Source organism: uncultured Muriicola sp., assembly GCF_947258935.1.
Lineage (GTDB): Bacteria > Bacteroidota > Bacteroidia > Flavobacteriales > Flavobacteriaceae > Muriicola.
Map to the genome: position 1 here is coordinate 1 of NZ_CAMYKH010000030.1, position 22,813 is coordinate 22,813.

The 22,813-nt window shown below is 39.8% G+C and carries 31 protein-coding genes and 1 tRNA gene; 21 read left to right on the forward strand and 11 right to left on the reverse strand.

Features of this window, described 5'->3' with window-relative positions; all coding sequences use genetic code 11:
• The first annotated feature begins 4 nt into the window (after positions 1 to 4).
• The 7 genes from Q0X72_RS07100 (at position 5) to Q0X72_RS07130 (ending at position 4,977) form a co-directional block, all read left to right on the forward strand.
• On the forward strand, positions 5 to 1,393 hold the full coding sequence (locus tag Q0X72_RS07100; RefSeq protein ID WP_297763443.1) for an amidohydrolase: 1,389 nt from the start codon (positions 5 to 7) through the stop codon (positions 1,391 to 1,393).
• Between the two features lie 14 nt (positions 1,394 to 1,407).
• Entirely contained in the window at positions 1,408 to 1,581 is a 174-nt protein-coding gene (locus Q0X72_RS07105; RefSeq protein WP_297763364.1) for a Lacal_2735 family protein, read from the forward strand.
• A gap of 4 nt (positions 1,582 to 1,585) precedes the next feature.
• Complete coding sequence (locus Q0X72_RS07110) at positions 1,586 to 2,026, forward strand: (4Fe-4S)-binding protein (RefSeq protein ID WP_297763366.1); 441 nt, start codon at positions 1,586 to 1,588, stop codon at positions 2,024 to 2,026.
• Positions 2,027 to 2,146: 120 nt separating this feature from the next.
• Complete coding sequence (locus Q0X72_RS07115; RefSeq protein WP_297763368.1) at positions 2,147 to 2,992, forward strand: transporter; 846 nt, start codon at positions 2,147 to 2,149, stop codon at positions 2,990 to 2,992.
• Between the two features lie 12 nt (positions 2,993 to 3,004).
• Positions 3,005 to 3,469 carry a VOC family protein gene (locus Q0X72_RS07120; protein WP_297763371.1) on the forward strand — a complete coding sequence of 155 codons (465 nt, stop codon included), beginning with the start codon at positions 3,005 to 3,007 and terminating at the stop codon, positions 3,467 to 3,469.
• An 89-nt stretch (positions 3,470 to 3,558) separates the two neighbouring features.
• Positions 3,559 to 4,560 carry a pirin family protein gene (locus tag Q0X72_RS07125; protein ID WP_297763373.1) on the forward strand — a complete coding sequence of 334 codons (1,002 nt, stop codon included), beginning with the start codon at positions 3,559 to 3,561 and terminating at the stop codon, positions 4,558 to 4,560.
• On the forward strand, positions 4,561 to 4,977 hold the full coding sequence (locus Q0X72_RS07130) for a hypothetical protein (protein ID WP_297763375.1): 417 nt from the start codon (positions 4,561 to 4,563) through the stop codon (positions 4,975 to 4,977).
• Here the strand turns inward: Q0X72_RS07130 and Q0X72_RS07135 are convergent.
• The 4 genes from Q0X72_RS07135 to Q0X72_RS07150 all read right to left on the reverse strand — a co-directional run bounded on the left by Q0X72_RS07135 (position 4,971) and on the right by Q0X72_RS07150 (position 7,673).
• The gene (locus tag Q0X72_RS07135) at positions 4,971 to 5,294 is read right to left on the reverse strand and encodes a GNAT family N-acetyltransferase (RefSeq protein ID WP_297763377.1); all 324 of its coding nucleotides are present in this window, start codon (positions 5,292 to 5,294) and stop codon (positions 4,971 to 4,973) included. The two genes, Q0X72_RS07130 and Q0X72_RS07135, sit on opposite strands and share 7 nt — an antisense overlap.
• A gap of 26 nt (positions 5,295 to 5,320) precedes the next feature.
• Positions 5,321 to 6,628 carry a UDP-N-acetylglucosamine 1-carboxyvinyltransferase gene (gene murA / locus Q0X72_RS07140; RefSeq protein WP_297763379.1) on the reverse strand — a complete coding sequence of 436 codons (1,308 nt, stop codon included), beginning with the start codon at positions 6,626 to 6,628 and terminating at the stop codon, positions 5,321 to 5,323.
• A 15-nt stretch (positions 6,629 to 6,643) separates the two neighbouring features.
• A complete protein-coding gene (locus tag Q0X72_RS07145) occupies positions 6,644 to 7,300 on the reverse strand; it encodes a DUF4290 domain-containing protein (RefSeq protein WP_297763382.1) in 657 nt (218 codons plus the stop codon).
• 85 nt (positions 7,301 to 7,385) lie between these two features.
• Positions 7,386 to 7,673, reverse strand: coding sequence for a DUF493 family protein (locus tag Q0X72_RS07150; RefSeq protein WP_297763385.1), 288 nt, complete (start codon positions 7,671 to 7,673; stop codon positions 7,386 to 7,388).
• A gap of 90 nt (positions 7,674 to 7,763) precedes the next feature.
• Here Q0X72_RS07150 and Q0X72_RS07155 point away from each other — a divergent pair, with 90 nt between their 5' ends.
• The 5 genes from Q0X72_RS07155 to Q0X72_RS07175 all read left to right on the forward strand — a co-directional run bounded on the left by Q0X72_RS07155 (position 7,764) and on the right by Q0X72_RS07175 (position 12,296).
• Positions 7,764 to 8,327 (forward strand): ATP-binding protein, encoded by a 564-nt coding sequence (locus tag Q0X72_RS07155; RefSeq protein ID WP_297763388.1) that lies wholly within the window; start codon positions 7,764 to 7,766, stop codon positions 8,325 to 8,327.
• Entirely contained in the window at positions 8,324 to 10,225 is a 1,902-nt protein-coding gene (locus Q0X72_RS07160; RefSeq protein ID WP_297763391.1) for an ATP-dependent DNA helicase RecQ, read from the forward strand. Before Q0X72_RS07155 ends, Q0X72_RS07160 begins: the two co-directional genes overlap by 4 nt.
• Entirely contained in the window at positions 10,222 to 11,169 is a 948-nt protein-coding gene (gene fmt / locus Q0X72_RS07165) for a methionyl-tRNA formyltransferase (RefSeq protein WP_297763394.1), read from the forward strand. Before Q0X72_RS07160 ends, fmt begins: the two co-directional genes overlap by 4 nt.
• 175 nt (positions 11,170 to 11,344) lie before the next feature.
• On the forward strand, positions 11,345 to 11,617 hold the full coding sequence (locus Q0X72_RS07170) for an HU family DNA-binding protein (protein ID WP_297763396.1): 273 nt from the start codon (positions 11,345 to 11,347) through the stop codon (positions 11,615 to 11,617).
• 118 nt (positions 11,618 to 11,735) lie between these two features.
• Positions 11,736 to 12,296 carry a YqgE/AlgH family protein gene (locus tag Q0X72_RS07175; RefSeq protein ID WP_297763399.1) on the forward strand — a complete coding sequence of 187 codons (561 nt, stop codon included), beginning with the start codon at positions 11,736 to 11,738 and terminating at the stop codon, positions 12,294 to 12,296.
• Here Q0X72_RS07175 and Q0X72_RS07180 read toward each other — a convergent pair.
• Positions 12,289 to 13,134, reverse strand: a complete 846-nt coding sequence (locus Q0X72_RS07180) for an aminotransferase class IV (RefSeq protein ID WP_297763402.1) — start codon at positions 13,132 to 13,134, stop codon at positions 12,289 to 12,291. The two genes, Q0X72_RS07175 and Q0X72_RS07180, sit on opposite strands and share 8 nt — an antisense overlap.
• A 53-nt stretch (positions 13,135 to 13,187) precedes the next feature.
• On the reverse strand, positions 13,188 to 13,571 hold the full coding sequence (locus tag Q0X72_RS07185; RefSeq protein WP_297763405.1) for an START-like domain-containing protein: 384 nt from the start codon (positions 13,569 to 13,571) through the stop codon (positions 13,188 to 13,190).
• A 137-nt stretch (positions 13,572 to 13,708) separates the two neighbouring features.
• Here Q0X72_RS07185 and Q0X72_RS07190 point away from each other — a divergent pair.
• The 3 genes from Q0X72_RS07190 to Q0X72_RS07200 all read left to right on the forward strand — a co-directional run bounded on the left by Q0X72_RS07190 (position 13,709) and on the right by Q0X72_RS07200 (position 14,907).
• Positions 13,709 to 13,782 (forward strand) — tRNA-Met (locus Q0X72_RS07190).
• A gap of 340 nt (positions 13,783 to 14,122) precedes the next feature.
• Positions 14,123 to 14,521, forward strand: coding sequence for a hypothetical protein (locus tag Q0X72_RS07195; RefSeq protein WP_297763406.1), 399 nt, complete (start codon positions 14,123 to 14,125; stop codon positions 14,519 to 14,521).
• A gap of 11 nt (positions 14,522 to 14,532) precedes the next feature.
• A complete protein-coding gene (locus Q0X72_RS07200) occupies positions 14,533 to 14,907 on the forward strand; it encodes a GerW family sporulation protein (RefSeq protein WP_297763408.1) in 375 nt (124 codons plus the stop codon).
• 112 nt (positions 14,908 to 15,019) lie between these two features.
• Here Q0X72_RS07200 and Q0X72_RS07205 read toward each other — a convergent pair whose 3' ends face one another.
• On the reverse strand, positions 15,020 to 15,268 hold the full coding sequence (locus Q0X72_RS07205) for a hypothetical protein (protein ID WP_297763410.1): 249 nt from the start codon (positions 15,266 to 15,268) through the stop codon (positions 15,020 to 15,022).
• A 166-nt stretch (positions 15,269 to 15,434) separates the two neighbouring features.
• Here Q0X72_RS07205 and Q0X72_RS07210 point away from each other — a divergent pair, with 166 nt between their 5' ends.
• From Q0X72_RS07210 to Q0X72_RS07220, 3 genes are all read left to right on the forward strand, one after another.
• Positions 15,435 to 16,217 (forward strand): ABC transporter permease, encoded by a 783-nt coding sequence (locus Q0X72_RS07210; protein ID WP_297763412.1) that lies wholly within the window; start codon positions 15,435 to 15,437, stop codon positions 16,215 to 16,217.
• Positions 16,217 to 16,999 (forward strand): ABC transporter ATP-binding protein, encoded by a 783-nt coding sequence (locus Q0X72_RS07215; protein WP_297763415.1) that lies wholly within the window; start codon positions 16,217 to 16,219, stop codon positions 16,997 to 16,999. Before Q0X72_RS07210 ends, Q0X72_RS07215 begins: the two co-directional genes overlap by 1 nt.
• A 190-nt stretch (positions 17,000 to 17,189) precedes the next feature.
• Positions 17,190 to 18,182 carry an MlaD family protein gene (locus Q0X72_RS07220; RefSeq protein ID WP_297763419.1) on the forward strand — a complete coding sequence of 331 codons (993 nt, stop codon included), beginning with the start codon at positions 17,190 to 17,192 and terminating at the stop codon, positions 18,180 to 18,182.
• An 84-nt stretch (positions 18,183 to 18,266) separates the two neighbouring features.
• Here Q0X72_RS07220 and Q0X72_RS07225 read toward each other — a convergent pair whose 3' ends face one another.
• A complete protein-coding gene (locus Q0X72_RS07225) occupies positions 18,267 to 18,719 on the reverse strand; it encodes a DUF2267 domain-containing protein (RefSeq protein ID WP_297763422.1) in 453 nt (150 codons plus the stop codon).
• Between the two features lie 123 nt (positions 18,720 to 18,842).
• Between Q0X72_RS07225 and Q0X72_RS07230 the strand changes: the two genes are divergently transcribed.
• On the forward strand, positions 18,843 to 19,691 hold the full coding sequence (locus Q0X72_RS07230) for a universal stress protein (protein ID WP_297763424.1): 849 nt from the start codon (positions 18,843 to 18,845) through the stop codon (positions 19,689 to 19,691).
• Between the two features lie 701 nt (positions 19,692 to 20,392).
• On the forward strand, positions 20,393 to 20,785 hold the full coding sequence (locus tag Q0X72_RS07235; RefSeq protein WP_297763428.1) for a hypothetical protein: 393 nt from the start codon (positions 20,393 to 20,395) through the stop codon (positions 20,783 to 20,785).
• A 204-nt stretch (positions 20,786 to 20,989) separates the two neighbouring features.
• Here Q0X72_RS07235 and Q0X72_RS07240 read toward each other — a convergent pair whose 3' ends face one another.
• Genes Q0X72_RS07240 through Q0X72_RS07250 form a run of 3 tightly spaced genes read right to left on the reverse strand, consistent with a single transcriptional unit; the run spans position 20,990 to position 21,929 of the window.
• On the reverse strand, positions 20,990 to 21,250 hold the full coding sequence (locus tag Q0X72_RS07240) for a DUF6327 family protein (protein ID WP_297763431.1): 261 nt from the start codon (positions 21,248 to 21,250) through the stop codon (positions 20,990 to 20,992).
• A 1-nt stretch (position 21,251) separates the two neighbouring features.
• Positions 21,252 to 21,596, reverse strand: a complete 345-nt coding sequence (locus Q0X72_RS07245) for a hypothetical protein (protein ID WP_297763434.1) — start codon at positions 21,594 to 21,596, stop codon at positions 21,252 to 21,254.
• Between the two features lie 6 nt (positions 21,597 to 21,602).
• The gene (locus Q0X72_RS07250; protein ID WP_297763437.1) at positions 21,603 to 21,929 is read right to left on the reverse strand and encodes a YtxH domain-containing protein; all 327 of its coding nucleotides are present in this window, start codon (positions 21,927 to 21,929) and stop codon (positions 21,603 to 21,605) included.
• 307 nt (positions 21,930 to 22,236) lie between these two features.
• On the opposite strand from Q0X72_RS07250, the gene Q0X72_RS07255 reads away from it, so the two are divergent.
• Positions 22,237 to 22,813: PAS domain S-box protein (locus Q0X72_RS07255; RefSeq protein ID WP_297763440.1), on the forward strand; the 577-nt coding region annotated here is incomplete at its 3' end.

Genomic DNA, 22,813 nt, shown 5'->3' on the forward strand with positions numbered 1-22,813 from the left:
TTTCATCCCGGTTAACGCCCAGAAGATGACCGCCAGTAAAAAGGCCGTCCTTTCTTCTATTGATCAACATCAGGCTAAATTGATCAAGATAAGTGATTCTATTTGGGCCCTTGCAGAAACGGCTTTCGAAGAAGATGATTCTTCCCGTATCCTCGCTGATTATGCTGAGGCTAATGGATTTACTGTCGATAGAGGGGTTGCCGGCATGCCCACAGCATTCATAGCTACCTATGGTTCTGGTAAACCCGTGATCAGTGTGCTGGGAGAATTTGATGCCTTACCAGGAATCTCTCAAAAGGCCCAGCCAACAAAATCTCCATTAAATGAGGGTGCTGCCGGACATGGATGTGGCCACAATCTATTTGGTACGGCCAGCCTTGGAGCAGCTATTGCTGTAAAAGAGTTGATAGAAGCAGGTAATTTAAAAGGAACTGTCAAATTCTTTGGGACCCCTTCCGAAGAAAAGTATTTTGGGAAGATCTGGATGGTTAAAGCCGGACTATGGGATGACGTGGATATAAATTTAAGCTGGCATCCCAGTGCAACCACTGAAGCAGATGTTCAAAGCACGCTGGCCCTGGTGGATTTTAAGGTTGAGTTTTTCGGACAGGCTGCGCATGCTTCTGCCGATCCCTGGAATGGCCGAAGCGCATCGGATGCCCTGGAACTTTATACAGCCGGAATTAACTACTACCGAGAGCATATTAAGCCAACAGTGAGAATTCACTATCATATACAGGATGGAGGACAAGTGGTAAATGTTGTTCCTGATTATTCAAGACTTTGGGTACGGGTACGAGATACTAAACGAAGTGGCATGATGCCCATTTATGAACGAGTAATGGCCATGGCAGAAGGTGCCGCTATCCTGGCTAATGTGGATTATAAAATATCATTGATCTCTGGCATCTATGAAGTACTTGTAAACCGTTCTGGTGGGGAGATCATGCAAAAAAATCTTGAGCTCTTAGGTCCAATATCCTATACAGAAGATGAAATGATGTTTGGCCGTAAGATACAGGAAGAAACCGGCAAACCACAAGTAGGTATGGATAGTAGTATTTCCCCACTCGAAAAAACCAAAGAAAATCCGGGCGGAGGATCTACTGATGTAGGAGATGTGAGTTGGAATGTACCCAATATAAACCTGAGAGTTACTGTGGCCCCTAAAGACACTCCATGGCACTCATGGGCCGTTGTTGCCTGTGGCGGCATGAGCATTGGTCACAAAGGGATGCTACAAGCGGCAAAAGCATTAGGCATGACGATGACAGATCTTTTTGAAAACCCAAAATTGGTTGAAAAAGTAAAGGCTGAATACATAGAACGAAAAGGAAATGAAAAATATGAGGCAATTGTTCCCGAAGGGCCGCCTCCAATTGATAATAACTAATAAAAAACACAGCTATGTTTGGATTATTTAAGAAAAAATCACCCCTAGAAAAATTAGAAGAGCAGTATAAATCGGTCATGAAAGAGGCCTTCGATCTATCAAAGGTCAACCGAAGTGCCGGAGACAGTAAATACGCAGAAGCGGATAAAATTCAAAAAAAAATAGACCAATTAATGCAAAAAGAATAATTACATGGCTGAAAAAGAGATCAGTAAGGAGTATAACACAGAAGGGATCACAGTGATTTGGAAACCCAGAAAGTGCATCCACTCCGAGGTTTGTGTAAAAACGCTGCCTGGTGTTTACAAACCGACAGAAAAACCCTGGATCGTCCCCGGAAATGCCTCGGCTGAAGATCTTAAATCACAAATAGACCTATGTCCTTCCGGCGCATTGTCCTATCGACTTGCAGAAGGATTCCAAGAACAAAATAAATCTAATAATCATATGAGTAAGAAAGTAGAAGTATTGCCTAACGGACCATTAATGGTTCACGGCGAATTAGAGATCACATTAGCAAACGGGTCAAAGGAGACCAAATCAAAACCTACAGCCTTTTGTCGTTGTGGCGCCTCCGGAAATAAGCCTTATTGCGATGGCAGCCATAGAGCGGCAGGGTTTAAAGATGCATAGCACCCCGACTCTTATTTAAACAATAGGTTTAACTATAAAATAGCTGATAATATGAGAATATACTTCCTAAATATTCTATTATTCTCCTCTTTTGTATGGGGCTATTCACAAAGCAACACTATGATATCCAGACTTGAGACCTTCGATATTACAACAAATAAAAGAAGTCTGATAAGAGAGGAAAATGGTCATTTTGAAGCACCTAACTGGAGTACGGATGGAAGTTATTTCATTATAAATCAAGACGGATTACTCTACAAAATATCGGGTAATGGAACAGACAAGGAGCTGATCCCTACTGGTTTTGCTGCGCAGTGTAATAATGATCACGGAATTTCTCCCGATGGTGCCTTTTTAGCCATCAGCAATAACGATCTCATCGAAGGAGTTACGGGAGGTACGTCCCGGATCTATGTCCTGCCTGTTCAGGGCGGAGATCCCAAACTCATTACTGAGAAAATGCCCTCCTACTGGCATGGTTGGTCCCCTGATGGGAAGAAGGTGGTGTACACCGCCTTGCGCAATAGCACCTATGACATCTATCAAATTGCTTTGAACGATACTACCGAGGTGCAATTAACTAATGCTCCGGGATTAGATGATGGGCCTGAATACAGTCCGGATGGAGCATATATCTACTATAATTCCTTTCAATCTGGTGTAATGGAGCTATGGCGAATGCGAGCTGACGGCACCAACAAAGAACAGCTAACCAATGACACCTTTTCCAATTGGTTTCCTCATCCATCCCCGGATGGAAAATACCTTGCTTTTTTATCATATTTGAAAGATCAGGGACAAAATCATCCCGCTTTAAAGGAGGTTTCGCTTCGCTTGTACAACTTACAAGATAAGACCATCAAAACACTCTGCTCTTTTACCGGAGGACAGGGTACCATCAATGTACCTTCCTGGTCGCCAGACTCCAAAAAATTTGCCTTTGTATCCTATCAAAACAACCATTAAAAGAGCACCACAATGATATTAAGAAGAACCACTTTACCTTATTTACTGCTTCTATCTTTCCTTAGTACAGGTTTCTACGGGGGGGCACAGTCTTTTACATTCAAAATAGACCATTTCTCCATGATCGTGGAAGATTTGTCAAAAACAGGCAACTTCTATCAAGAAGTATTGGGTTTACAAGATATTCCTCATCCTTCCAATGCCGAAGGTTTTCGATGGTTTTCCATCGATGGCAGCTCCCAGTTGCATTTGATACGGAAAGATGAGGTGCCCAGGGAAAAGAACAAAAGTGTTCATCTTTGTCTCTCAACGGCAGATCTTCCTGCTTTTATAAGCTATCTTAACAATGAAGATATCCCTTTCTGGGACTGGCCGGGAACTCCGGGTGCCATTTCTTACAGAGAAGATGGTGTTCAACAGATCTATCTTCAAGATCCCGAAGGAAACTGGGTAGAGGTCAACAACGCGGAGGAGTAGTATTATCAGTACTAAAGTGCTGCGCGTTAACATATCTATAAGACATAGGAAACCGAGCAATTCTTATTTTTGGCGACAAATATGCGTGTATGTCTAATTCTATTAAAAAAATAGTCCCGCTTGGTTTTCCCTGGGCCACTGAAGATCCTTTTTTATTTTGTGTCTATCACCTGGATCATTATCCCAAAGGAAACGATGAAATGGGACCTGCCGCCTCATTAGAAGGCCGCAATCTTGGGAACGATTTTGCCCCTAACGCTCAAGGCTGGCGAATGTATCACGGGCAAACGATTCCTGGTTTTCCCTACCATCCTCATCGTGGTTTTGAAACCATTACGATAGTGAATAAGGGATTCTGTGATCATTCCGATTCATTGGGTGCTGCAGGCCGTTTTGGTCAGGGAGATGTGCAGTGGATGACCGCAGGCAGAGGCGTGCAACATTCGGAAATGTTTCCTTTATTAGAAAAGGAGAAAGAGAATCCACTGGAGCTCTTTCAGATCTGGTTAAACCTGCCTAGATCAAACAAGATGGCAGATCCACACTTTAAAATGCTTTGGCACGAGGATATCCCCATTGAAAAAATGAATGGCGTTACCCTTAAGATCATTTCGGGCGATTATAAAAATACCGCAGCTCCCCTCCCAGCCCCCGATTCATGGGCCGCTGCTAAAGAAAATATGGTAGCGATATGGAATCTTCATCTGGAGCCGGGCGCTAGTTTTACTTTTCCTGCAATCCCCTCAGATGTTCATAGAACACTCTATTTTTACGAAGGTGACTCTTGTGTTATTGACAGCAATAAGATAAAACCCAACAATGGAATAGTACTAAACTATAAGGAAGTTACAGTAACCAATAATGGTTTGGAAACAGCCCACTTTCTAATGTTACAGGGTAAACCCATTGAAGAGCCGGTAGCCAAGTATGGTCCTTTTGTTATGAATACAAATGAAGAGATACAACAGGCTATGGAAGAATACAGACTTACACAGTTTGGAGGATGGCCCTGGCCCCATCCGGACAATGTCCATGAAAGCAATAGAGGTCGATTTGCTAAATATCCGGACGGTACCCTTGTAGTAAAATAAATGAATTCAGATTCCCTGAGATTACTATTAGATTTTGGTCTTGTCATTCTGATATGGCTCGTACAACTGGTTATCTATCCCAGCTTTCTATACTATGTGAAGGATGATCTTATTCGTTGGCATAAAAAATATACACCGCGTATAACCTTTATAGTACTTCCATTGATGCTGGGGCAATTAATGCTGTACGGAGCTTTATTGCAGGAAGGAAAAACATTCTTTAGTATTGGCTCCTTTATCCTTGTACTTATGGCCTGGCTACTCACATTTACGATTTTTGTGCCCAGACATAAGGAGATCTCAAGCGGTACTTATACTGAAAAGTCACTTTTACAATTGGTAAATTATAATTGGAGCAGAACACTCATCTGGACCTTACTCTTTTTGTGGAATTTGATAATAAATTTTGCTTATTGACCAATATGAAAACCAGGAGCGAGCAGATCTTTAGCTTCTTCAGGATGACGTTTTAAATAAACTGCTACAAAAGGACACAGTGGTGCCATTTTAAGCCCTTCTTCCCGAATATGATGTAGTACTTTTTGAATGAGTGCACTCCCTACCCCCTTACCTTCCATAGCTGCCGGAACTTCTGTATGGGTGAGATAGATGACCCCGAGTTTGTTGATCATGTACTCCGTGTAGGCAACGCCTCCCTCCAGATGAAGTTCAAATCTTTTCTGGCTGTCTTTGGTATTATTATGAAGCGCGATCTTGGAATAATCTATTGCCAAAACAGTGGTGTATTAATAAATCTGTCTTAAACTCGAGTGATCTTAGCCCCTATAGCACGCAAGCGTGTATCTATATCTTCGTATCCCCTATCTATCTGTTCAATGTTATGGATGGTAGAAGTTCCTTTGGCAGATAAGGCAGCGATCAATAGAGAAACGCCTGCACGGATATCGGGAGAAACCATTACGGTCGATTTTAAGGTCGATTTAAAATCGTGCCCAATGACGGTTGCCCTGTGAGGATCACATAATATGATCTTGGCGCCCATATCTATAAGTTTATCTACAAAAAACAATCGGCTTTCAAACATTTTTTGATGAATAAGGACCTCGCCCTTTGCTTGTGTAGCAACTACCAGCATAATGCTCAAAAGATCGGGTGTAAGACCCGGCCATGGTGCGTCTGATATTGTTAATATGGAGCCGTCTATATAATTATGGATCTTATAGCCATTAGTATGAGCAGGAATAAAAATATCATCTCCTTTCCTTTCAATGGTAATGCCCAATTTTCTAAAAACAGTAGGTATCTGTCCCAGATTATCCCAGCTTACATTCTTAATTGTTAACTCGCTTTTGGTCATAGCAGCAAGGCCAATCCAGCTACCGATCTCTATCATATCAGGAAGCATAGTGTGCTCTGTACCACTTAGTTCAGAAACACCTTCAATGACCAAAAGGTTAGATCCTATACCGCTTATCTTTGCTCCCATCCTGTTCAACATCCTACAAAGTTGTTGCAGGTAGGGCTCACATGCTGCATTATATATGGTAGTTGTTCCTTCGGCAAGTACAGATGCCATTACGATATTGGCCGTTCCGGTAACGGAAGCCTCATCTAAAAGCATATAGGTCCCTTTGAGCTTTTTAGCCTCTACGCCGTAGAAATGCTCTTCTTTATTGTACCTAAAGCTGGCGCCAAGTTTTATGAATCCTTCAAAGTGAGTGTCCAGGCGGCGGCGTCCTATTTTGTCGCCTCCTGGTTTTGGAATATATCCTTTTCCAAACCTGGCAAGCAATGGCCCCACTAACATAATGGAACCTCTTAGCCCTCTTCCATCTTGCTTAAACTGATCGGATAATAAATAATCCAGATTCACATCATCGGCCATGAAGGTATAAGAACCCTTGCCTTTTTTCTGGATCTTGACTCCCAGATCTTCTAACAGGGATATTAATTTGTTGACATCAACAATATCCGGTATGTTGTGAATGGAAACCTTATCAGCGGTAAGTAATACCGCACATAATATTTGTAAAGCTTCGTTTTTCGCACCTTGTGGCGTAATCTCACCGTGTAGTTTGTGACCGCCTTCTATTTGGAATGTACCCATCTACTATTCAGAAGATTAATATCGTTTCTTTCCTCTGTTACTGCTGCGTCCACCTTTTTTGTTGGACCCACTTGACCTGCTGGTCTTTGTAACCCGCTGTTTTAGGAATTGCCCACTATCTGTAAGGCTTTCACCATCGGAAGCAAGGTCTATTTTGCCGTCGCTTAATTCTAATAAGTGCTTAAAAATAGCCTTATCATCTACGGTATCTTTATTCCAATTCAGATAACATTTTTTCATGTGATTTGCGATCGCGTATTCTAGTCCGTCGCGCATATCCCCTTTTTCCCATTTAATGGCCACATCTATCATTCGCTTAATATTGTTTCCGTAAAAACGATATTTCGGGAAGTTCTGTGGGTATTCTAAAGGTTCGGGACGTGCCTGCAGCATTTCCTTACTCGTAATAGGAAATGGAGAATCTACGTCTAATTTAAAATCGGACATAATAAACAACTGATCCCATAATTTATGCTGAAAATCAGGAACATCGCGCAAATGTGGTTGTAAATTGCCCATTACGGATATAATGGCCTGAGCAACCTTATTGCGTTCCTCTTTATCGGCAATGGAAACAGCATGGTCTACCATTTTTTGGAAATGACGACCGTATTCCGGAATAATGAGGTGTGAACGCTCAGTATTGTATTCTAAGTTTTCTACTAAATTCAAAGTGATTAATTTACAGTTGTTGTATGTGCTTGGAAGTAACTACTTAACGGGTGCAAATTAAGAAAATTATAGGAGAATAACTATTTTATAGGGATATTACCCCCTCTACCTTAGCCACTTCCTTGTAATAGCCAATTACGGCTTCGGGATCTAAAAGGTGTACCGTTACTGACAAGCTGGTATATTTTCCTTTGCTTGATTTTTTCGACTCAATAACCGCCCCTGTATTGTCAAAAACACTCTGAATGACTTTTATCTTCTCAGCATCAGTAGGAACAATGAATTTATACAAGTAATCTGAAGGCCAGGAAGTTGTGCGTAACAATTCTTCTTTTAACCGCTGGTAAAATTCATCTGTACTGTCTTTATTCATGCAAAATTTTTTTACAAATATAAAGGGAATCAACTTATTTCTTACCCATGTGCGTATTGTTTACTTTTGTTAAAGAAGTACATTAATTAGATGCCAAAACGAATTGTAATAACGGGTGGACCAGGTACAGGAAAGACTTCGGTGATCAAAAACCTGGAAGAAAAAGGATATTTCTGCTTTCATGAAGTGATCAGAGATCTAACTCTGGAAGCCAAAAAGCAGGGAGATCCCAATAATTTTGTTACCAACCCATTGGCATTTGTAGACGATCCTTTTCGTTTCAATCAGCATTTATTGGAGGCAAGGCTACATCATTTCAAAGAAGGCAGCAACTATAAGAACAAGATCATATTCTATGACAGGGGTATTCCGGATGTACTTGCGTATATGCGCTATTTTGATCAACCCTATCCAAAAGATTTTATCGAATTATGCCGGGAACACCGGTATGACAAAGTGATTGTATTACCACCCTGGGAAGCCATTTATGCAACAGATGAAGAACGCCTGGAAACCTTTAAGGAAGCTAAGGACATTCATTCTGAATTACTGGCCATGTATGAAGAATTTCAATACCCTTCTATCATGGTTCCCAAAGGTAGTGTGGAAGAGCGTACAGAATTTATTATAACGAAGGTAGGCGCGGCATTGTGAAAGAGACAGCTGATGGTATATTAAAAAAATTCTGGGGCTTTTCCTCATTTAAAGGATCCCAGAAGCAGATCATTGAGTCTGTGCTTAAGGGAAAGGATGTGTTGGCGCTTCTCCCAACAGGAGGAGGAAAATCTGTTTGTTATCAAATTCCTCCCTTGATGACCGAAGGTATATGTGTTGTGGTTTCTCCGTTAATTGCTCTAATTAGAGACCAGGTGAGTCAACTTAGGTCCAGAGATATAAAAGCAGTTGCTTTAACCGGTGGCATCTCTTTTGAAGAAACAAATAACCTTTTAGATAACTGTTTATATGGAGGATACAAGTTCTTGTACTTATCTCCGGAGCGACTTCAACAGGAGATAGTTCAAGACAGGATAGGCCAAATGAACGTTACTCTTATCGCCATTGATGAGGCTCATTGTATCTCCCAATGGGGGATCGACTTCAGACCTGCCTATTTAGAATGTTCTATCCTGCGAAAGCTGCACCCAGGAGTGCCGTGTATTGCCGTAACTGCAACCGCGACCGATCGAGTCACAAAAGATATAGTTGCTAACCTTGCATTGAAATCACCCCTGCTGATTAAGGATTCGTTTTATAGAAAAAACCTGATCTACAAAGTTTCATATCAGGAAAACAAGAATCAACGACTCATACAAATGTGTCAGTTGGATGATGCAAGTGGCATTGTCTATGTACGGAGCAGACGCAAATCTGAAGAACTTGCCTTATTACTCAATAAAAAAGGTATCAGTGCAATTCATTTTCACGGAGGAATACCTCGAGATGAAAAAGAAAATAAATTACAGGACTGGTTAGGCAATAAAAAACGAATCATGGTAGCCACCAGTGCCTTTGGAATGGGAATTGATAAACCCGATGTGGTGCGTGTCATCCATTATGAAATGCCGGAGAGTGTAGAGAATTATTTTCAGGAAGCAGGGAGGGCAGGAAGAAATGGAGCAAAGGCAGAAGCAGTATTGCTAATCAGTACCAGCGATGAACAGCGGTTGTTGAATCAATTCATAAAGGTTCTACCCGATGTTGCCTTTATAAAACTCCTGTATAATAAGCTGAACAATTATTTTCAAATCCCTTATGGGATTTTAGACGAAGAGAATTTTCCATTTAATTTCAACCATTTTTGCGATACCTATGACCTCAACGCATCCCTTGTTTATAATGGTATGCGACTTTTAGATCAACATTCGGTGATTGCACTTTCTCAAAATTTTTCGAATAAAACATCGGTCCAATTCCTTGCTTCAAAAAATGCCATCTTTTCTTATTTGGAAAAACACCCAAAAGAAGCTCATATTTTACAAGTTCTTTTAAGGACCTACGGCGGGGTTTTTGAATTTGATACAAAGATCAATACATTACTGCTCGCCAAAAAATCTGAAGTAGCCGAAAGTGCTGTTTTTACAACACTTAAAAAAGCTGAAATAGATGGAATAATAACATTTAATCACATAAAACAGGATATGGAACTAACCTTTCTTGTTCCAAGAGAAGATGATAGGGCCATCAATGTCTTTGCGCATAAGATCAGAGATCTCAATCATCTTAAGATCGATAATGTTAACGCGATGCTCAACTACGTAAAAAATAGGAATGAATGCAGAACCATACAGTTATTGAACTATTTTGGAGAAAAAGATGGTCGTGCTTGCGGTAAATGCGATGTTTGCCTTGAAAACATAAAAAAGAGTTCTGGTGAGTTAAAAACCTTAGATTCGGATATTCTTGCCCTTCTCGAAAAACGGTCGGTCTCCTCCCAAGCAATTGTAGAATCTCTGGGGCAGGAAAGGAAGGTAATATTAAAGGAATTGCAGTTCCTTCTCGAAGAAGGTAAGATCGCCATCACATCTAATAATGAATATACAGTAAGTAAATGAGATCACTAAGGATCATTTTTATGGGCACCCCAGATTTTGCGGTGGCAAGTTTGAGAGCCCTCATAGAACATACATATAATGTAGTTGGGGTCATCACTGCTCCAGACAGGCCGGCCGGAAGAGGCCAGGCAATGAGGCAGTCGGCTGTGAAAGAATACGCAGTATCCCAAGACATAAAGGTATTACAACCCACCAATCTAAAGAGTGAAGCTTTCCTTGAAGAATTAAAACAATTGGAAGCAAATTTACAGATCGTGGTTGCCTTTAGAATGTTGCCAAAAGTTGTGTGGCAGATGCCGGAGTATGGAACTTTTAATCTTCATGCTTCCTTGTTACCGGACTACCGGGGCGCAGCTCCAATTAATTGGGCTATCATCAATGGGGAGGAGAGAACGGGTGTTACTACCTTCTTTATTGATGAGAAGATTGATACGGGTGCCATCATTGCTCAGACAGAATGCTTCATCAGGAAGGAAGATTCGGCCGGTACACTTTATGACAAATTGATGACTCTGGGTGCCGAGCTTGTGATAAAAACTGTACAACACATTGAAAAAGGTGAAGTAACAACAATTGATCAAAAGCAAGTAGATGCTATAAAAGAAGCTCCTAAGCTTTCGAAAGAGAATAGTGAGATCAAATGGGATAGGCCCGTGAAAGCCATTTATGATCAGATCAGGGGTCTAAGCCCCTACCCTGTTGCCTGGACCACGCTCATCAATAATACTGAGTCTTTTTATCTCAAAGTATACAAGGCTTCCTATACTGAAGTGGAACACTCCTTATCTCCGGGTAAGCTATTAATCGATAAGAAGAGTATTAAAGTTGCCGTAAATGGGGGCTATATTTCGTTGGAAGAAATTCAACTCCCTGGGAAACGAAAAATGGGGGTTGCAGATGTGTTAAACGGATTGAAATTGGACAAAAATGCGCATGTTCTGTGAAGTCCCATGTATACTGGGCTCAATGAAATCGTCAAAAAATTGCCACTTTATCAACAAACCCCTCAAGTTATCAACAAAAACCCCGATTTCGCTTGATTTTACTTGTGTTAACGGCAAATCCGTATAAATTTGTTTGAGCTTTAAAATGTTTAACAACAATTAATTTACTTAAATTATGAACAAAACAGAATTAATCGATGCAATGGCAGCTGAGGCTGGCATCACAAAAGCAGCCGCTAAAAAATCTTTGGAATCTTTCTTAGGAAATGTTCAAAAAGCACTTAAAAAAGGTAACCGTGTATCTTTAGTAGGTTTCGGATCTTGGTCAGTATCTAGAAGAAGTGCGAGAGAAGGAAGAAACCCTTCTACTGGAAAAACTATCCAAATTAAAGCAAAAAATGTAGTTAAATTCAAAGCAGGTTCTGATTTGAGCGGCTCTGTTAACTAATTTTTGTTCTAAATAATATATCGAAAGCACTTCCCATAAAGAAGTGCTTTTTTTGTTGCTATTATTTTTTTTGTAGTTAGGTAGTTTTATTTTACTTTAGAAAAAAGGAAGTGCCCTTATGACAAGTCTTAAACCTAAGAAAGGAAAGCTATTGATCGCTGAACCCTCATTAACAGGGGATGTCTCCTTTAATAGGTCGGTTGTTTTGATCGCCGAACACAATGAGGAAGGTTCCGTAGGATTTATTTTAAATAAGCCTCTGGACTACGATATCAGTGATCTTGTAAGTGAAATCCTTATTCCTTTCCCTGTTTTTAATGGCGGGCCGGTAGAACAGGATAATTTATATTTTATCCATAAGGTCCCTCATTTGATCAATGAAAGTGTGGAGATCTCAGATGGAATATTTTGGGGTGGCGATTTTGATGCCACTATTACACTGATCAACAAAGGGGTAATTACTCCCAGGGATATTCGTTTTTTTCTAGGATACTCTGGCTGGTCCTCACTTCAATTAGACCAGGAACTCGATTCTAAATCGTGGATAGTTGTAAAAAATCTCTACAATAGCGAGATCATTGAGAAATCGTCCAATTCTTTTTGGAAAGAGAAAATGATGGAGTTGGGAGGTGACTATCTTCTTTGGTCCAATGCCCCGGAAAATCCAAGCCTTAATTAAGTCGTGCCATCGCATTCAACTTACCCAATAGTGCTTTAGCAACCTCGGTCTTATAAGTTGCCTTTCTGTACTGAGTAACAGATTGAATCCCGTATTTAATGTTTGTTATTAATAATTCATCGGCCTTTTGAAGTGCAAATGGAGAGATAGATGCCTCTTCCAAAGAATATTCCGGAAGTTTACTGAGTAATTCAATTATTTTTTTTCGCAAGACCCCATTCTTGCACCCGTCTGATAACGGTGGTGTTATGATCTGGTTTTGATTCACTAAAAAGATATTCCCCTTGAGGGTTTGAACAACATTCTTACTGTCATTCAATAGAATACAATCCTCATAACTATTCTCAGAGGCATAAATCCTACCAATAGTTTTAAGTACACTATTTACAGTAGACAGATTAGAGATCATCCCGGCCTGGACGTAATGGTCTTTATAAAGGTCTATCACATAAGAGTTGTTATGGGTATTATAAAAGGGGGCGGTTTCTTCTTCCGGAGAAATAACAAACGATACTTCATTCTTATGATCTGAACCTTGCACTGCTTTCTTTCTGAAAACATATAACCGCAGAATTACCGAGGTATCTTCTAATCCCGATTCCTTTATTGTATTTAGGATTTGATCCTCCAAATACTCCATAGTAAAGTTCATGGGGATCTCCATCCGCAATATTCGCATGGAGGCCATTAATCTAAGATAATGATCCTCCCAAAAGTAGATCTTTTTGGGAGCAATACGCAGGGTCTCTACCAGGGCGTCTCCATGGGAAAATCCACGGTTAGTTGCATTAAAGAATTTAGATGTCTCTGAAAGCAACTCCCCATCGTAATTGATCATAAAAAAAGCCTTGAAATTTTCAAGGCCAAAGATACTGCTTCTTTAATAAATTCTTATTTGGAACCAAGGACCTGTTTAAGGCTGGAAACCTGATTGTCCCAGAGCATTTTTGCCTCATCCACTTCGTCTTCATCTGCGAAATCAGTGATAAATAAGGAAACATCACTGGTAATTTCATCAACAATGATCTTCATTTCGAAATAGATGCCATCTTCAGAGTCCTCCCATGCAAAACGAATAAATTCATCGCTCTTTCTTTTTAAGAGTTTAGCTTCTTCTTCAGAGCCATCCCATATGAAATTAAAAAGTTCTCCCCGCGAATTGACATTATCTGCAAACCATTCTGAAAGCCCCGATGGAGTGGAGAGGTATTGATATAGCAATTGTGGTGATGACTGTATAACAAATTCTAATTCAAACTTAATCTTATCTGACATTCAGGGTATTTTTTACTTCAGACAATATATATATTTCTAAATGATAAAAAAATTATCTCTCATAAATATTTTTTGACAGCCTAGTTTTGATGTAGCGGAAATTAAACTTTATATTTGCAGCCGCTTACAAAACCTTTGGCGAGGTAGCTCAGGCGGTTAGAGCGCAGGATTCATAACCCTGAGGTCGGGAGTTCAAGTCTCCCTCTCGCTACTTTTTGATGATAAAAAACCCAGGATGAAAATCTTGGGTTTTTTATTTTGTACTATTTAAATATAACATACGGGATTTTTACCCGCAATCCGAAAAGCTTTCAAGAATCGTATGCGAACCGATTTGGACCAACTTATATGGAATTATTTGATTGTAAAGACCAGAAAATAATCGTCAGAATGATGGCGGTCATTGTGGCTCATCCCCTTTTCAATTTCCTTTGTAGAAAATCTATGTAATGGTCATTTCCGGAATTCTAATTCTGCTCATTTTACTGATAATAGGTGTACTTCTGGTGCCTGTTGAAATCTATATCGATACTACCAGCAATCAGTACTACTTGCAATTAAAAGGATTGGCTAGAGCCAGTGTGGAAAAGGATACCGAGGAGATTATAAGGATAAGGTTAAGAACTTTTTTTAGAGATTTTTACTTCTATCCGTTAAAAAAGATCGGGGTTGCCAAGACTAAAAAATTAGAAAAGTCAACAGTGAAAAAGCGTAGAAAGAAAGTACCTGTTAGAAAAATTTTACGCGTTTTGAAGTCTTTCAAAATAAAAAGATTCTTCGTGGATATAGATACGGGCAATTGTATCTCGAATGCAAAATTATATCCTGTATTCTCATTTTTTAACTATTACCATGGAGGTTTCCATATCAATTTTGAAGGAAGAAAACAATTCGTACTGCTTATACAAAACAGGCCAATACATATTATTAAATCATTCATTAACCCTTAAAAAATAGTATCATGGAACTACATTTTGAAGAATTATTAGGAAAAATCACGGAATTTATCCAATCCGAAGCAAAAACAGAAACCGTTATCGGCAAACAGTTTGAATTAGGTGAATTTAAATGCGTACCCGTTATAAAAGTTGGTATGGGATTTGGTTCTGGCGGTGGCGAAGGCTCACAGCCTAAAACTGGTCATGGCCAAGGCGCCGGTGCGGGGGCAGGTGTTGGTATTGAACCTATTGGTTTTTTAGTTAGCAAAGAAGATGAGATTTCTTTTCTTGCCGCTGGTAAAACCCAAGGTCTTGCCGCTGCCTTTGAAAAAGTACCAGACTTGATCGAGAAACTGGCTAAAAACAGACGTCGCGAAAAAGAAGCGGAAATGGCCTAAAGTGAAATAGCCAACCATAGTTGAAGAACTGGATAGGTCTATCCAAATAAGATAGGCCTATTCAGTTTTGGTTTTATTAATACTATGAGCATAATTTTCAATCAGTTCTTATCTAATAAAGCCGATTGGGTTTTTCAGGATCGTCGAACCGATGGGTGTCGTTGATACTGAAGTATCCCAGTTCGTGCAGCTCCCTGCGCACTAGTTCCAAATCTGCCCAAGTCATATATTCGAAAGAAACCTTGGCCAGATTCGTATCAACGGAGACATTCCAGATATTTTCCAAGGTGTGAAGGTTTTCCACGATTAGCTTTTTATTTATATCTGAAATATTAGTTTGAAGTTCAAAAGTAGTTTGCATGGGTTCTCAGTTCTATTCCCAAAAGTAAACGAATCTATTTCTATTGGAAATGAGGGAAATCAGTCTGCCAGAAAAAAAGCTATTACTATTTTAGATGACTAATGTCATTTGGGTTAGACTTTTTAGTTGCTAATTTAGAGGTTGGACACGTTCCAAAAATCGTAATATGGCACAGGTATTTCTTCTACCCAAAAAATTACGTCAATTCCTGATCGAAATCGGGGAACTTACCTATTTCGCGGGCCGTTTTTTTAAGGAAGCCGTTAAACGTCCCTTTGAATATAAAGAACTCTTACGCCAATGTTATCAAATGGGTAACCGTTCGCTCGTACTGGTCCTGGTTACTGGTTTTATAATCGGATTAGTACTGGATCTACAATCGCGTCCAACCATGATCCAATTTGGTGCCGTCTCCATGATGCCCAATATGGTAGGCATTTCGATTGTGCGAGAACTCGGTCCCGTCATTACGGCTCTGGTCTGTGCAGGACGAATCGCCTCAGGTATTGGGGCCGAACTGGGTTCCATGAGGGTCACGGAACAAATCGATGCGATGGAGGTCTCCGGCACAAATCCTTTTAAATATCTGGTGGTTACCCGTATTTTGGCTGCCACCTTAATGCTGCCGCTTTTAGTCCTTTTGGGCGATGGCGTTGCACTATATGGTTCGGCTTTGGTGGAATATTATAAAGGAGATGTTTCCTTTCAGCTCTATTTCAATACGGTTTTCGATGCGCTCACCTATGGTGATCTAATACCCGCTACGGTAAAATCCTTTTTCTTCGGTTTTGCCATTGGCCTTGTGGGCTGTTTTAAAGGCTATCACAGCAAGAAAGGAACAGCAGGTGTCGGTATTGCGGCCAACACCGCGGTAGTTTTTACGTCGATGTTCCTGTTTATTATCGATTTTATAGCGGTTTTTATTTCGGATATTTTTTATGATCTATAATGAAAAAAGAAAACGACATAGCAACTGAAGGGCATAAGACGGAGACAAGGGAAATTATGTTGGAAATCAGAGACCTCCATAAAAGTTTTGGAGATAACCATGTGCTCAAAGGCTTCAATATGAAACTTCACAAGGGAGAGAACCTTGTGATCATGGGAAAGTCTGGTTCAGGTAAATCAGTAATGATAAAATGTTTAGTGGGGTTGATACAACCAGATAGCGGTTACATTTCTGTTATGGGGAAGGAAATAGAAACACTAGATCGCGAGACCTTGGATGTGCTTCGTTCGGAGATAGGATTTTTGTTTCAGGGAAGTGCCTTGTACGATTCTATGACGGTACGCGAAAATCTGGAATTTCCCATGCGCAGACACAAAGAAAAGCTGGGCGACGTTACTGATACCACTCCCCTGGTGTTGGAAGCCCTCGATAGTGTCGGCCTTGCCCATACGATGGATCTAATGCCAGAAGAGCTTTCCGGCGGTATGAAACGACGAGTGGCACTGGCTCGCACACTCATATTGCGGCCAAAGATCATTATATATGACGAGCCAACGAGTGGTTTAGATCCTATAACATCCAAGGAAATTATTGAATTAATGCGCAACATCCAGAAGAAATATGAGACCTCTTCCCTTATCATCACTCATGATATGGACTGTGCCCGTGTCATTTCGGAGCGAATGATCCTGTTGGTCAATGGCACCAACTATGCCGAGGGTACTTATAAAGAGCTCGTAAAATTTACGGACCCCAAGGTAGAAGCATTTTTTAAGAAATAGGGAAAAGAAAAAGATGAGAAAAAAATAGTAAAAGGACGAAAAATATGATACGTATATTAGAAGGCTAGCGGATTGTTCCAAAGTCCACAATAAACAAACATTGTTTAGCATGGGTCCTTCCTATTATCTTACTGGGAGGTGCCAACAAGAGAAGGGTTCATCTAGAAAATAGATTACTAATATTTAAGCTATGGAAAAGACAGCATTGGAAAAAATAAGACTGGGGATTTTTGTCATCATAGGAACCGCATTGTTGTTGATCGCGGCCTATCTCATAGGCAACCAACAAAATCTTTTCGGCGACACAATTAGCATTTTCACAACTTTTAAAAATGTAAGCGGACTGCAAAAAGGGAACAATGTGCGCTATGCGGGCATTAACATTGGCACCGTAACAGACATCGAGATGAAAAACGATACTGCCATACGGGTACGAATGGTCATTGAGGAAAGCATGCGCCGCCATATCAAAACAAACGCCGTTGCCGCAATCGCCACCGATGGACTTGTTGGAAGCATGATTATCAATATAGTTCCAGGGGATGGTATGGCGCCCTTGGTTACATCGGGCGATGAAATTCAGTCACTTGGCCGCACGCAAACTGCAGATATGCTCAGTACACTTAGCGTTACCAATGAAAATGCAGCACTGCTTACGGAAGACCTTCTAAAAATAACCGCATCACTTAACAATGGCAAAGGTACCTTAGGCAGATTGCTGAACGATACCCTAATGGCGAAAGACATGCTACAAACATTAACCAACTTAAGGAAAGCAAGTAGCGGAGCAAATACTACCATACAAGAGTTGAACAGCATCGTAAAGAACATCGATGTTGAACATAGTGCCCTGGGTATTTTGCTGAACGATTCCCTTTCGGGAAAACAGTTAAAGACCATAATTGATAATCTGGAAGCCACCAGTATCAAGATCCAATCCATTACACAAAATTTGGATACTCTGTCCTCAACTATGGCAAAAGACAATGGTGCCTTAAATTATTTGACCACGGATACCCTTTTGGTCGACCAATTGCAAAGTACTATCCAAAATGTAGAACAGGGTGTGGAACGGTTCAATGAAAATATGGAGGCACTAAAGCACAATTTTTTATTTCGGGGGTATTTTAGGAAGTTGGAGAAGCAGGAGAAAAAGGAAGCGAGAAACAAGAGTCAAGACTAAAGAAAAGAAATTGAATATTCAATAAATCTTTTCAAAGGTAACTTCATAAGTCGCAATAAGCCCAGATATGCGCGCTATCGCTTTTTAAAACATCAAATTAGAATAGATCATACTTTTCAGATCCTTGGGCAATCCGTCACGGATGTCTTCCATTTCTCCCAAAGAGACATATTTTCTCAGATAGATAAATGTAGTATCGATATATCGCTCTGCAACCTCGTCACTGTATTCAAAATCATTCACTGCGGCAGGGCCATCGTGCTGTCGGACAAGATCAATGAACTCTGCCATATGCTTAATCTTAGGTTTTTTCTTTCTAATCTTCCATCCGTGAATGTAAACGCCTTTGATAAACATAGGTAATTGTGCGATAAGTTGTAACGATTCTTCGGGCGGGATTATATCACGAAGAGCGTGCATAATAGCTATGAAAATGCGACCTGCTTTGTCAGTATCAGTTCCGAGGTTCATTTGCTTTGCGTACTCCTTTATAAAGGTGTTTCCTTCTGCTGCGTATTGATTGAAATTGAGTGCCATAATCTATAGTTCTTAAGTGAAGTATAAATTTGAACGTTTTTACTCGACTTCCAAATGACCTTCGTCATTTTAGAAGCAATTTTCTGCAATTATCTTTGGTAATAGAATTGTAACATAGACCAGATGAAAAACATACTGATTCCTACAGACTTTTCCGATAACGCATGGAATGCAATTTCATATGCTATGGAATTTTTTAAGAACGAAAAGTGCAAGTTCTACTTTCTGCATACTTATATCCCAGCCTTTTATCGCATGGACTATGCGATGGGCGGCCCTGCTTTTAGTGCCATTCCCGATATGGAAGTGGATGTTGCCGTGGCAGGATTAGAAAAAACCCTGGAAGATGTGAAGGAACAATTTCCCAATCCGAAACACACTTTTGAAATCGTTTCAGCTTTTAACACTTTAACGGACGAGATCAATGAGCTATCCGAAAAAAGGAAAATTGATATGGTGGTTATGGGTACACAAGGGGCGGCCGGGGTGAAACAATTGTTTTTGGGTACCAGCACCGTTTTTGTAATCCGAAAGGCGAAGGTGCCCGTTTTGGTAATTCCCGAAAGCTGTAAATTCAAGCCGGTCAAGAACATACTATTTCCTTCGGATTATTTAACTCCCTATAAAAAAGAAGAAATATACACTATCATTGAAGCAGCGAAAATGCATGGGGCCAAAATTACTGTTCTGCATATAAACGAAGAACACAATCTCCCCAACGCCCAAATAGAAAACAAAGAGTTGGTATTAAAACATCTTAGAAATACGTCTACTACAGAGGTGGAAGTCGTAGGTAAAACAATGCCCGGCGCTATTCTGGAGTATATTGGGGAACACCAAATAGACTTGTTGGCAATGATGAACCATAGCCATTCTTTTTTCGAACGGATTCTGATCAAACAAAATATTGAACAGATCGGGTTTCATATACATATTCCCTTTTTGGTTGTTCGTGATACGGCTGAAATTTAAAATACTCAATTTAAAAGCTGTACTGTTACCGTAACCTATTCCAATAATGCCCAAACTATTATGAAATTTGTGATATAGTAATAGCAATAGACAATAATTACCCGGACATTTTATTCAAGTTATTTCCCAAATGAGTATTATTGATTTCTTGTTCTAGTGTTGCTGTTATTTCTAGGAGTGTTTAGATTACTCCTGCCCCGATTTGCATTGTGCTCTTCATGGTAGTTCCTAATATTATCATCATTATAATTTCGTATTCTCTCATATCGAGATCGTCTTAAATCGACTCTTTGGTAGCGTACTGGTAATACCTCACGACGTACCCAAACGCCCCCATCCAGGTACAGGTAAGTTCTTGCCGATAGATCATAATAGATACTGTATTCTGGAAAATATACATAGCGTACCAATTCAATCCGATTAGGATAAAACCAAGGAGGTGGCGGATTATTGTAGCGTGATGAAATGATGACCGGACCACAGCTGGTCAATACCAAAAAAACTGATAACACTACAATTGGCAAAAGTGACTTTAATAAACCTTTGTTTTCCATGACTTCTTATTTAGATAACAAAGTAAATGCCCCAAACCCACATTGTAAATGACCTGTATCATTTCATGCTAAATCCACTTAGTATAATTTTGGGGTATTACAAGAAACAAATAACTGTATTCTAATAAATCATATAACATAATCATCATGGAAAAATTAACGGAAGTGGTGTACGATGAAAACTGTCATTTTGAACACCAAAACTGGAAATCGGAACTTGATTTTTGGAAAGATGAATTAAAAACTTTCAATAACCGGTTAAGTGAATTGATAACTCGATGGACTAAAAAGGAAGTACTAAAACAATTGGAGCATTACCAAAATGAATTTATTCTCCATGGTGGTGTAATTGAGGACCTACAGGAAACCATCGAAGAACATGAAGCCAGCATAGCGGGTCATAGCAAGATAGGAAATGAATCGATGGATATTGCTTTGGTAAAAAAGCATATGAAATTTAGAGATCGCATTCAAACGCAACGCCAAATTTACGCAGTCCTTAAAAAAGACTTCTTTTCCTTTCTAACCAAGTACATGTGAGCTGGGTAAATATTACTAAAAAAGTGAAATAAGAAAGCAGGTTTAATGCTTTCAGGCTGCCGTGTGCAAGGCATCGGACAAATCTGTACAATCAATGTATTGGGTCCGTACTTGATAATTGATACTTATATATGCAATTTTCATATGCAGCAATACTATTCATATGGAATAGGGTATATGGCGTAATTTCGGCCTAACCAGTGATCATTCCATCCCTCTTGAAATCTGCTTCTCATGTTTGTCTATAAATTTTTTGCGGAATAGCTGGGATAGTTTTTTTATCGCAAATGTCAGAGCAATTTTTTGAACAATGCCACTAACCCCACCCATTAAGTGTATCGGATAAAAATTGGCCTTGGCCTGGTTCAAATGTAACTTTAAACTTTCCTTATCGATCTCACGTCGCAGCTTTAATATGCGAAGGCGTTCTTCTATTTCCGAAAAAGAATGGTATTGTATTTCCATTTCAATCAAAATATTGTTTAGAGAATTTACGTAGCAAGGGACCATTGAGTCTTTCCCTAAATACATAGCAGAGAGTTGCGACAACCACATAGGCACTACCTATGATTATGAAGCCATAATAAGTACTCTCTAGTGCCTCCCCAATGGCAAAAGAGGCAGCAAAGGACAATATGAACAAGGCTAAAAGAGCCAGGGCACCGACCAGCATAAATTGGGCACCAGAGGTAATTAGGCCCATCAGCACCTTGAATATTTTTAGCCTGATATATTCCTCACTATTTTCGAGATAGGATCTAATATCGGTGTCAGCCTCCATTAGATCCTTCTTCATTTCTTCAAAAGACATATACCGTTATTTTTGTAATTGGGCATTCTTCTTTTTGATGTCTTCCAATTTACGCTCTAAAGTGGCGATAATGTCATCAGCCTTATAGCTCATTGTTGAAATGGCATCTTCCAATTTAAGTTCGAATTTATCTTTTTGTTCGTTGGCAGACTTAGTCAGTTCGTCCTTTGCATGGGAAATACGTTCCGCTATTTCATGGCTGGTATCCTCTACCTTACGTTTAATTCTTTTTCTGGTCTTCTTTCCTTCGTCAGGGGCATATAGGATGCCTACACCTGCCCCAATGACCGCACCAGTCAATAATGCTAGTAAAACTCCACTGTTGTTTGTCATGATTTCTATATTTTATACATTAATACTAATTTCAAGACTAAAGTACACTAGCAGTAGTATATCTGAAATGACCTTGGTCAGTTACAATGTTTTTTTAATGTTAATAATCATTTAGTCCGCTTTTAAGGTAGTGTTCATGACAAATGTCATATATCAAATCGGATCATTCGCCTACATTTAATAAACCATTTAAGAAGACATATTTTTCACCATTGTTCAATAGAGGGTCTTCGTTGGTATATACCGGGTTAATCCGATTATTTATGCTATGCAGCCTCGGATAACCGAAATGATTTAAAAGAAATCAATGAATAACATCAGAGCCGATATTCCGGTCTATCAGTCCATATTCGAATCTTCTATCGAAGCCATTTTGATAGTAGATCAAGACGGGTTTATTCTGAAAGCTAACCCCGCCAGCTGTAAATTGTTTGGTTACATCACCGGGGAATTGATAGGGGAAAAAGTGGAAGTATGTATTCCCCAAAAAAATAGAAAAGTTCAAAAAGACAAAAAATCATCTTATACCAGGAACACAGAACCATGGCAAATGGTCGAACATATAAATCTATTCGGCGTAAAGCGAAATGGTTCACAATTTCCCCTGGGAATGCGGCTGAGTCCGGCAAATATTGGAGATAAGCAAGTAGAAGTTGTTTTTGTAAGAGATATTTCGGAGCAGGAAAAGCACCTAAGGCCATTTTGTGAAACAATTGCCAACCTTCCGCATCTTAGGAGTATGACAATTGAGCGAAATATTGTGCGTCAGGAACTTCAAAATAGCCCAGAATTTCTTGGAGAACACGCTAATGATCTTGAGCAAGAAGTCGCGGAACGTACCGAAGTATGCAAAGCCATCTTACAGAAACTTATTGATACAAATT